The sequence below is a fragment of the Mesorhizobium humile genome (assembly GCF_033977215.1).
Classification (GTDB): domain Bacteria; phylum Pseudomonadota; class Alphaproteobacteria; order Rhizobiales; family Rhizobiaceae; genus Mesorhizobium; species Mesorhizobium humile.
Window position 1 is genome coordinate 38353 of record NZ_JAVIIV010000032.1, and the last position, 10646, is coordinate 48998.

Annotated in this window: 8 protein-coding genes; 7 read left to right on the forward strand and 1 reads right to left on the reverse strand. The window is 64.0% G+C overall.

All coding sequences use genetic code 11. From position 1 onward, the window contains the following. Window positions 1–29 precede the first annotated feature (29 nt). The 6 genes from tolB (at window position 30) to ftsH (ending at window position 7292) form a co-directional block, all read left to right on the forward strand. Window positions 30–1343, forward strand: a complete 1314-nt coding sequence (tolB, locus tag RFM52_RS30365; protein ID WP_320296447.1) for a Tol-Pal system beta propeller repeat protein TolB — start codon at window positions 30–32, stop codon at window positions 1341–1343. A 43-nt stretch (window positions 1344–1386) separates the two neighbouring features. After that, window positions 1387–1743, forward strand: a complete 357-nt coding sequence (locus RFM52_RS30370) for a four helix bundle protein (protein ID WP_320296448.1) — start codon at window positions 1387–1389, stop codon at window positions 1741–1743. A gap of 256 nt (window positions 1744–1999) precedes the next feature. Continuing rightward, the gene (pal, locus tag RFM52_RS30375) at window positions 2000–2506 is read left to right on the forward strand and encodes a peptidoglycan-associated lipoprotein Pal (RefSeq protein ID WP_320296449.1); all 507 of its coding nucleotides are present in this window, start codon (window positions 2000–2002) and stop codon (window positions 2504–2506) included. 210 nt (window positions 2507–2716) lie between these two features. After that, a complete protein-coding gene (ybgF, locus tag RFM52_RS30380) occupies window positions 2717–3883 on the forward strand; it encodes a tol-pal system protein YbgF (protein ID WP_320296450.1) in 1167 nt (388 codons plus the stop codon). Then, entirely contained in the window at window positions 3877–5253 is a 1377-nt protein-coding gene (gene tilS, locus RFM52_RS30385) for a tRNA lysidine(34) synthetase TilS (protein ID WP_320296451.1), read from the forward strand. Before ybgF ends, tilS begins: the two co-directional genes overlap by 7 nt. Window positions 5254–5357: 104 nt before the next feature. Beyond that, complete coding sequence (gene ftsH / locus RFM52_RS30390) at window positions 5358–7292, forward strand: ATP-dependent zinc metalloprotease FtsH (protein ID WP_320296452.1); 1935 nt, start codon at window positions 5358–5360, stop codon at window positions 7290–7292. A 492-nt stretch (window positions 7293–7784) separates the two neighbouring features. Here ftsH and RFM52_RS30395 read toward each other — a convergent pair whose 3' ends face one another. Beyond that, on the reverse strand, window positions 7785–8663 hold the full coding sequence (locus tag RFM52_RS30395; RefSeq protein ID WP_320296453.1) for a hypothetical protein: 879 nt from the start codon (window positions 8661–8663) through the stop codon (window positions 7785–7787). Window positions 8664–9030: 367 nt separating this feature from the next. Here RFM52_RS30395 and glmM point away from each other — a divergent pair, with 367 nt between their 5' ends. After that, a complete protein-coding gene (gene glmM / locus RFM52_RS30400) occupies window positions 9031–10383 on the forward strand; it encodes a phosphoglucosamine mutase (protein WP_320296454.1) in 1353 nt (450 codons plus the stop codon). Window positions 10384–10646: the final 263 nt, after the last annotated feature.

Consider the following 10646-nt stretch of genomic DNA (forward strand, 5'->3'; position numbering starts at 1 on the left):
CGAGAAATCAGCAAGAGAAGCGAGAAGACATGCAATCCATCCTCAAGCCGCTCCTGATGGTCGCCGCGATGGCGGTCGGCATAATTTCCGTCGCCACCTTGCCTGCCCGGGCAACCCTCGAGCTCAACGTCAACAAAGGCAATGTCGAGCCGATGCCGATCGCCATCCCTGACTTTCAGGGAGGCCTTGGACCGCAGATATCGGAGATCGTGACAGCCGATCTGAAACGGTCAGGACTGTTCGCGCCGATAGACAAGGCCGCTTTCGTAGAAAAGATCACGAATCCCGACGCCGCGCCCCGTTATGAAGACTGGAAGGTCATCAACGCCCAGGCGCTGGTCACCGGCAGCGTGAGCAAGGAGGCCGACGGCCGCATTCGCGCCCAGTACCGGCTGTGGGATATCTTCGGCAACTCGCAGCTGGCCGGCGAGCAGTTTTTCGCCAATGACGCCAATCAACGCCGTGTCGCGCATATCATCGCCGATGCGATCTATGAGAAGATCACCGGCGAGAAGGGCTATTTCGATACGCGCGTCGTCTTCGTCGACGAATCCGGCGCCAAGAACGCGCGCAAGAAGCGGCTGGCCATCATGGATCAGGACGGCGCCAATGTGCGCTACCTGTCGGACGGCCGCGCCATCGTGCTGACGCCGCGCTTCTCGCCGAACCGGCAGGAAATCACCTATATGTCCTACGAAAGCGGGCAGCCGAAGGTCTACCTGCTGCAGATCGAAACCGGACAGCGCGAACTGGTCGGCAATTTCCCGGGCATGACGTTCGCGCCGCGCTTTTCGCCCGATGGCCAGAAGGTGATCATGAGCCTGCTGCGCGACGACGGCAATTCCAACATCTTCGCCATGGACCTGAGGAGCCGTTCAACGACGCGGCTGACCGACTCGACCGCCATCGACACCTCGCCCTCCTATTCGCCGGACGGCTCGCAGGTCGTCTTCACGTCCGACCGCGGCGGCGGCAGCGGCCGCTCGCAGATCTACGCGATGGGCGCGGACGGCTCGAACCCGCACCGCATCTCCTTCGGCGATGGCGTCTATTCGACGCCGGTCTGGTCGCCGCGCGGCGACCTCATCGCCTTCACCAAGCAGAGCGGCGGCGAGTTCCAGATCGGCGTCATGAAAACCGACGGTTCGGGCGAGCGCATCCTGTCCTCCGGCTTCCAGCAGGAGGGTCCGACCTGGGCGCCGAACGGCCGCGTGCTGATGTTCTTCCGCGACTCCGGCGGCGGGCCGAAGCTGGTGTCGGTCGATCTCACCGGCCGCAACGAGCAGCCGATTCCGACGGCGAACTACGCTTCGGACCCGGCCTGGTCACCGTTGCTGGAGTGAGGGAAGGGGAACTGGAGAATTGAGGAATTGAAGAACTGAAGAAATGGAGAGCCAGAGACGCTACGTTGGACGCGCCAGGGACCTGGAGGTCTATAAGCGGGCGTACGTAGTTTCTCTTGAAATTCACAAAGCCACGCTGGCCTTTCCGAAGATTGAGCAATACGCGCTAGCCGATCAGTTGCGTCGCTCCAGCAAGGCTATCTGCGCCAATTTGGCTGAGGGCTTCGCCAAGCAGCCTCATTCCAAAGCCGAATTCGCCCGCTTCATTTCAATGGCTATGGGGTCGTGTAGCGAGGTCGAGACATGGATCTCTCCTACGCCTTCGACCTTGAGTACATTTCGAAGGCACAGCTTGATGAGTGGCTACGATCCTACAACCAGATCTATGGAATGCTGGTGAATCTCAGAGGGTCACTAAAGTGACCTCTTTCTCCAGTTCTTCAATTCCCCAGTTCCTCAATTCCCCCTTTTTTCATGTTTTGGCCGCATTTCTGCCTACGGTCCGCGCGCAATCTCGCCCTTGGTAAATGCGTCGGGCGCAACGGCCGCGGACGGCGGCCGAAACCAAAAATTAACCGTGTTTCTTGAATGCCGGTTAACCCAAACGTGGTTACTGGGTGATCAACGAAATCACTCGAATGCGAAGGAGAGGCGGCATGAGCCGTATCGCAGCACTTACCCGCAACCCGGCGATGATCGCGCTGGTGGCAGCGCTTGCCATTACGGGCTGCGCCTCGAAGAAGAACCTGAACAGCCCGGGCGATCTCGGCCTCAACGGCGCCGGCGCCGCGACGCCGGGTTCCGCGCAGGACTTCACCGTCAACATCGGCGACCGCATCTTCTTCGACACCGATTCCGCTTCGATCCGCGCCGATGCGCAAACCACGCTCGGCCGCCAGGCGCAGTGGCTGAACCAGTACCGCCAGTACGCCATCGTCATCGAAGGCCATGCCGACGAGCGCGGCACGCGTGAGTACAATCTGGCGCTGGGCGCCCGCCGCGCCGCCGCCACGCGCGACTTCCTGGTTTCCAAGGGCGTCTCCGCCAGCCGCCTGAAGACGATCTCCTACGGCAAGGAGCGTCCGGTCGCGGTCTGCGATGACATCTCCTGCTGGTCGCAGAACCGCCGCGCCGTCACCACGCTTTCCGGCGCCGGCTCCTGATCGATTTTCGCCAAGGGCGCCAGGCGCCCCAGGCGGCAAAAATACAACAACCCAAAATGAAAGGCGGCCTCAGGGCCGCCTTTTTCATTTGCAACGGGTTGAAACAAAATTTGGCCGAAGTCTCGCGTCCTGCTATGAGCGCGAGGGCGCTTCCTCCCACTGTTTGATTTGGAAAGGCGCATCAGGCCAACACCCACCGCGAGAGACAGAATGCATTTCAGAACGGTCCTGAGCGGCACGCTTGCGCTGCTGCTCGTTTCAAGCCTCCCGAGCCTTGCCGCCTCGGCCGACAGCGCCGCGCGGGCCTCCGACAGCGGGTTCACCTTCCATCTGCCGACGCTCGGCATCTTCGGCGACAAGAAGAAGCCGGAACAGGCGCAGGTCGCGCAGGACAGCAGCGGCGGCATGACGGGTCTGGAGGACCAGTTGCGCCAGATGAACGGCAAGATCGAGGAGCTCAACTTCCAGATCCTGCAGATGCAGGAACAGATGCGCAAGCAGCAGGAAGACAACGAGTTCCGCTTCCAGCAGCTCGAGGGCGGATCGCAAGGCAGCACCAAGCCGGCCGGGCCGAAGAAATCGGAAGCCGCGCCCCAGGATGGAAATAGCAACGGTGGCAACACCAATCTCGGCGATGCCGGCACCGGGGATTCCGGCGCCGGCGACGCCGGAACTGACAACAGCGTCGCCCAGGCCCCGGCGACGCGGGCGCCGGCCGACACCGGCGCGGAAAATGGCGCAGGCAAGAGCGTCGGCGACGTCATCGTGGAATCGCAGACCGGCGATCCCGGCAAGCTGATCACCGGCGCGCCGCCGAAGAATTTCGGCACCATCAAGGTCGACAAGAACGGCAATGTCGTCAACGCCGAGACCGACCCGCAGGCCAGTGCGCCGGCGCAAGCTCCCGCCGCCACGGCAAGCGCGCCCTCCGCCGAAACGCCGGCCAAGAAGAGCAAGGCTGGCGGCACGCAAGTCGCGGCCCTGCCGTCGACCAACGATCCCGACGAGCTCTACCGCAATTCCTACCAGTTCATCCTGTCGGGCGACTATCCGACCGCCGAGCAGGGTTTTCGCGATCATATTTCGCGCTTCCCCAAGGACGCCAAGGCGTCGGACGCGCATTACTGGCTGGGCGAGTCGCTGCTCGGTCAGCAGAAATACCGTGACGCGGCCGAAGTCTTCCTCGCCGCCAGCAAAGACTACCCGAAGGCCAAGAAGGCGCCCGACATGCTGCTCAAGCTCGGCGTTTCACTGGTCGGCCTGAAGCAGAACGACGTGGCCTGCGCCACCTTCAATGAAATCGGCAAGCGCTATCCCGATGTTTCCGGCGCGCTCAAGGAACGCATCAAGCAGGAAAAGGCGCTGGCGGCGTGCTGACGCCCGATACCAAACCTGACCTTCTCGACCGCCTTTTCTCCGACCTAGACCTTTCGACCGGCGCCGTTGCGGCCGTGTCCGGCGGCAGCGACTCTACCGCCCTTCTCCTTCTCCTCAAGGATCACCTAGACCGGACCGCCCCGGCCACCAGGCTGCTCGCGGTGACCGTCGATCACGGCCTGAGGCCGGACTCGGCCAGCGAGGCTAGGCTCGTCCAACGTTTCTGCGTCGAGCGCGGCATCGCGCACCGCATTCTCTCCTGGCATGGCGACAAGCCCGCGACCGGCCTGCCGGCCGCCGCGCGCGAGGCGCGCTACAGGCTGCTGGCGGAGGCGGCCGATGCCGAAGGCATCAAGCTGATCCTGACCGGCCACACCGCCGACGATCAGGCCGAGACGGTGCTGATGCGACAGGCCCGCGACGATGACGGCCGAGGCCTCGCCGGCATGGCGCCCGCCACGCTGCACGACTGGCGGACATGGATCGTCCGGCCGCTGCTCGGCACAAGGCGCGCGGCGTTGCGCGAGATGCTGCGGGCTCGCGACATTAGCTGGATCGAGGACCCGACCAATATCGACATCCGGTTCGAGCGGCCGCGCGTGCGGGCGAAGCTCGGGCAGGGCGATGGCGAGCGACGGATGGCGGAAGCGCTGGCACGGTCGGAGCAGGCGGCTCTCGAGCGCCTCGACATCGGCCGCCGTGCCGCCACGCTCATCGACGCCTTTGCCGACAGGCCGGTTCCGGGTCTCATCCGCCTCGACCGCGGTTTTGCCGCGCATCAGGATGGCGAGGCGGCCCTCTATGCGCTGCGCATCCTTTTGGCCGCCGTCGGCGGCATGTCGTTCCTCGCCGACGAGGCGCGCTGCGTCGCGCTGCTTTCCCGTCTGCGGTCGGCTCCACTTTGCGCCACATTGTCGCGGACGGTGGTCGATGCGCGCCGGACCGGCATTTTCCTGCGCCGCGAGAACCGCAACCTGCCGGCAGCCCTGCCGCCGTCGAATAACCAGCTTTGGGACAATCGGCGACGCATCACTTTGAAAGACGGGCCGGGCGGCTTGGTGATCGCGCCGCTGGGGTCCGCCGCCGCCAGGCAAGCGTCCGTGAGCGAGGATGTTCCGCAAAGTGTCGCACGCGCGGCGCTGGCTGCGGAGCCCGCGCTATGGCGCGGAGCCGAACGCCTTGATTTTACTGGCGGCGATACCGGCCCGCAGGCGATCTCGATGGTCCCAGTGGTAGCCCCTTTCGCCCGCTTCCTGCCGTCCTTCGACCTTGCGCCCGCCGTCGCCGTCGCGGCCCTTGTCGGCGCTCCTTTGCCGCCGGCGCCGCCATTCCACGGCCATGATGGCGAGCGAGGGTGGGCGAAAGCTTAACCGATACATGCTGTTCTGCTTGGCAAGGGGAGGCGGTCTCCCTATGTTAGGCCCAAGCTCCTCCATCATCGCGGGTCCGTGCGCGGACCCCAACGGGACAATAGATGAATCCGAATTATCGCAATCTCGCGCTCTGGGCGATCATAGCGGTCCTGCTCATCGCCCTGTTCAATCTGTTCCAGACGCCCCAGACGCGCGGTGCCACGACGGATATCGCCTATTCGCAGTTCCTGCAGGATGTCGCCTCCGGCCGGGTCAAGAGCGTGACCATCGCCGGCGCCCGCATCTTCGGCAACTACACGGACAACGCCAACGGCTTCCAGACCTACTCGCCCGGCGATCCGTCGCTGGTCTCCAGGCTGCAGGACAAGAACGTCACCATCACCGCCAAGCCCGAGACCGATGGCTCCAACTCGCTGTTCGGCTACCTGATCTCGTGGCTGCCGATGATCCTGATCCTCGGCGTGTGGATATTCTTCATGCGCCAGATGCAGTCCGGCTCCGGAAGAGCGATGGGCTTCGGCAAGTCGAAGGCCAAGCTTCTGACCGAGGCGCATGGCCGCGTCACCTTCCAGGACGTCGCCGGCGTCGACGAAGCCAAGGAAGACCTCGAGGAGATCGTCGAGTTCCTGCGCGATCCGCAGAAATTCCAGCGCCTCGGCGGCAAGATCCCGCGCGGCGTGCTTCTGGTCGGCCCGCCCGGAACCGGCAAGACGCTGCTCGCCCGCTCCGTCGCCGGCGAGGCCAACGTGCCGTTCTTCACCATTTCCGGCTCGGACTTCGTCGAGATGTTCGTCGGCGTCGGCGCAAGCCGCGTGCGCGACATGTTCGACCAGGCCAAGAAGAACGCGCCCTGCATCATCTTCATTGACGAAATCGATGCCGTCGGCCGTCATCGTGGCGCCGGCCTCGGCGGCGGCAATGACGAGCGCGAGCAGACGCTGAACCAGTTGCTGGTCGAGATGGACGGCTTCGAATCCAACGAAAGCATCATCCTGATCGCCGCCACCAACCGGCCCGACGTGCTCGACCCGGCGCTCTTGAGGCCCGGCCGCTTCGACCGCCAGGTGGTGGTGCCGAACCCCGACATCGTCGGCCGCGAGAAGATCCTCAAGGTGCATGTCCGCAACGTGCCGCTGGCGCCCAATGTCGACCTCAAGGTGGTTGCGCGCGGCACGCCGGGCTTTTCCGGCGCCGATCTGATGAACCTCGTCAACGAATCCGCGCTGATGGCGGCGCGCCGCAACAAGCGGCTCGTCACCATGGCCGAGTTCGAGGACGCCAAGGACAAGATCATGATGGGTGCGGAGCGCCGCTCGTCGGCGATGACGCAGGCCGAGAAGGAGCTGACCGCCTATCACGAGGCCGGCCACGCGATCCTGGCGCTCAACGTGCCGTCGGCCGATCCGCTGCACAAGGCGACCATCATCCCGCGCGGCCGCGCGCTGGGCATGGTCATGCAGTTGCCGGAAGGCGACCGCTATTCGATGAGCTACAAATACATGGTCTCGCGGCTTGCGATCATGATGGGCGGCCGCGTCGCCGAGGAGTTCAAGTTCGGCAAGGAGAACATCACGTCGGGCGCCTCCTCCGACATCGAGCAGGCGACCAAGCTGGCGCGCGCCATGGTCACGCGCTGGGGCTTCTCCGACAAGCTCGGCCATGTCGCTTATGGCGACAACCAGGAAGAGGTCTTCCTCGGCCATTCGGTGGCGCGCACGCAGAACATCTCGGAAGAGACGGCGCAGATCATCGACGCAGAGGTGCGGCGCCTGATCGACGACGCCTATTCGACCGCCAAGGCCATCCTGACCAAGAAGAAGAAGGAATGGATCGCGCTCGCCGAAGGGTTGCTCGAATACGAGACGCTGTCCGGCGACGAGATCAAGCAGCTGATCGCGGGCAACAAGCCTGCCCGCGACCTCGGCGACGACACCCCGCCCAGCCGTGGCTCGGCCGTGCCGAAGGCCGGCACCGGCGGCCGCCGCAAGAAGGGCCCCGAGCCCGAAGGCGGCATGGAGCCCCAGCCGCAAGGCTGAGGTTTTTGCAAACGAACTGATTGGAAAGCGCCGCGGATCAAACCGCGGCGTTTTTGTTTTGGGGCGGCGAATTGGCGATTTGCGAAAGCCGGCGCGACAGCCAATCTCCCCCCAAGTGGGGGAGATGCCCGGCAGGGCAGAGGGGGGCGCTGTCCCGCCGGCCTCTCTTCGTTCATCCTCGGGCTTGACCTAGGATCATGCCGTGACTGCTGCCGGAGGACGCAACGGCGCAGAATTCTGTAACCGCTGCAAAGCCTTAATGTCACGGCATGGATTCTAGGGTCCGCGCGCGTCGCTCCGCTCCTTGCTCCGCCCTAGAATGACGACTGCATAGTAGCGATCCTTCACGCCCCCCTCTGTCCTGCCGGACATCTCCCCCACGAGGGGGAGATTGGCACCGGCAGCGACCGCGCTTCCTCTCTTGAGCCGCAAACAAAAGGCCCGCGCATCGTGCGATGCGCGGGCCTTTTTCCGGGAATTGAAGCTAGGCGATCAGCTCTTCAGCTTGGCATTGCAGAGGCTGTAGAAGCCGCCGCCCTTCTGGATCCACTTCAGGCCGTTCAGCGTGTTGGCATCCTTGTTGGCATAATACTGCTCGAGGCAGGTGTGCATACGGCCCTTGGCCGGGGTCTCGGTCGCGAATTTCGGCGAGATGGCCTTCGGGAAAGTCACGCCTTTCGGAGCAACAGCGGTCGGCTTCTCCGGTTCGCTGGTGTAGGTGGCTTCGGTCGGAGCCGGCGCGGTGTCGTCATCCGAGGCGCTGGCACCGCATTGAGCCTTGCGGAAGTCGTTCCACTTCATGCCCTTCAGCGTGTTCGCCGTTTTCGCAGCCTGGTATTTGGTGCTGCATTCGGCCATGCTCAGGCCCTTGCCGCCGTCGGCAGCCGCGGTCGAGGTCTTGGTCGTCTTGGCAGGCTTGGTGTCGGTGGCGGGCGCGGCGGCGGCCGCCGCGGTTGCGCCAGGGCCGCACTCGGCCTTGCGGAAGTCGTTCCACTTCATGCCGTTCAGCGTGCCGGCGGATTTCGCAGCCTGGTACTTGGCGCTGCATTCCTTGGAGCTCAGGCCCTTGGCCGCGTCGTCGGAAGCGGCGGCGGCCGCCTTCGTCTTCTTGGCGGGCTTGGTGTCGGCTGCCTTCGTATCGGTCGCGGCCTTGGCGTCAGTGGTCGCCTTGGTATCGGTCGCGGCGGAAGCGTCGGTACCGCACTGGGCCTTGCGGAACTGGTTCCAGGTCTGGCCAGAGAGCGTTCCCGCATCCTTGGCCGCGTTATACTTGGTGCTGCACTCGGCCATGGTCAGCGCGTTGGCCGGCGCCGCCAGGAACAGGGTTGCGACGGCGATCCCCGTCAAAGCCGCAAGTCTATGAATAAGCATGGCGTTTTCTCCCTTGCTGCCGCCATTAAGTGTCCCTATGCCGAATCAATAGCTCTCAATGTCCGGCTGCGCCAGATGCTTCCGGCATTGATACCGTCACAAAGTGTGTTGATCCTGATAAGGTGATGAATTGCTTGCCGGCGTGTCGATAGCCAAGGTTAACCGGTGGATAGGGCACCGAAAGCCTGGCTCGAGCAGGTGCAGAGCCGCCAAGTAAAAGGCGGTGGCAGGCTGTCGAATCACTTGCACAGCCCGCGACAATGATTTTCTAAGGATTGGTAATATATAATGACGAAATTTGATGATCGGATGCGGCCCAATTGTGGCAATACGGGCGGCTGAAAAACCGACAGGGACTGTAAGGCACATGGCAGGTCAGTATTTCGGCACCGACGGTATCCGCGGACGCGCCAACAAATTCCCGATGACGGCCGAGATTGCCATGCGCGTCGGCATGGCGGCCGGGCTCTCCTTCCAGCGCGGCAATCATCGTCATCGCGTCGTGCTCGGCAAGGACACGCGGCTTTCCGGCTACATGATCGAGAACGCCATGGTGGCGGGCCTTTGTGCCGCCGGCATGGACGTGTTCCTGCTCGGCCCGATACCGACGCCTGCGGTCGCCATGCTGGTGCGCTCGCTGCGCGCCGACATCGGCGTGATGATCTCGGCCTCGCACAATCCCTATTACGACAACGGCATCAAGCTCTTCGGGCCCGACGGCTACAAGCTCTCCGACGAGATCGAGGAGCGTATCGAGGGCATGCTCGACAAGGACATCGAGCTGGCGCTCGCCGATTCCGACGGGCTCGGCCGGGCCAAGCGCGTCGATGGCGTGCATGACCGCTATATCGAATTCGCCAAGCGCACGCTGCCGCGCTCGATGTCGCTTTCGGGTCTCAGGATCGTCGTCGACTGCGCCAACGGCGCCGCCTACAAGGTGGCGCCGGCCGCGCTTTGGGAGCTGGGCGCCGAGGTCATCGCAATCAATGTCGAGCCCAATGGCTTCAACATCAACAAGGAATGCGGCTCGACCCATCCGGCCGGCCTGCAGAAGAAGGTGCACGAGGTGCGCGCCGACATCGGCATCGCGCTCGACGGCGACGCCGACCGCGTCGTCATCGTCGACGAGAACGGCGCGATCGTCGACGGCGACCAGATCATGGCGCTGATCGCCGAATCCTGGCACCAGAGCGGAAGGCTGGCCGGCGGCGGCGTCGTCTCCACGGTGATGTCCAATCTCGGCCTGGAGCGCTTCCTCGGCGACATGAAGCTGCAGCTGCACCGGACCAAGGTCGGCGACCGCTACGTGGTCGAGCATATGCGCGCGCATGGCTTGAATGTCGGCGGCGAGCAGTCCGGCCATATCGTGCTTTCCGATTTCTCGACCACCGGCGACGGCCTCGTCTCGGCGCTGCAGGTGCTGGCCTGCATCAAGCGGCAGAACCGCCCGGTCAGCGAGCTGTCGAAGAAATTCGAGCCGGTGCCGCAGCTTCTGAAGAATGTCCGCATCTCGGGCGGCAAGCCGCTGGAGGAAGCGCCGGTCAAGGCAGCGATCGAGGAAGGGCGCAACCGGCTCGGCACGTCCGGCCGCCTCGTCATCCGGCCCTCGGGCACCGAGCCGCTCATTCGCGTCATGGCCGAAGGCGACGACCCGCAGCTGGTCGAAGCGGTGGTCAACGATATCGTCGGCATCCTTCAGGACACCCGCAGCGCCGCCTGAGCCGGCCGCCAGAGTTTACGCAACGTATTCAAGCCCGCCGCCAGGCGGGCTTTTTCGTTGCTGGACGCTAGAGCGGTTCAGCGTTTCACGGAATCGCCGGACCGCTCTATCTCTTTGCTTTTACGCAATTGCGGACGGAAGGCTACGGCGAAGTCGCCGAGCCCGACCGCTTCACACTTTTCCTGGAACTGCTCTAAAGCGCGTCGCGCTGAAACGGATTCAGGCGACGCGCTTTAGGTCCTTTGTTTGATGCATGTCGTTGC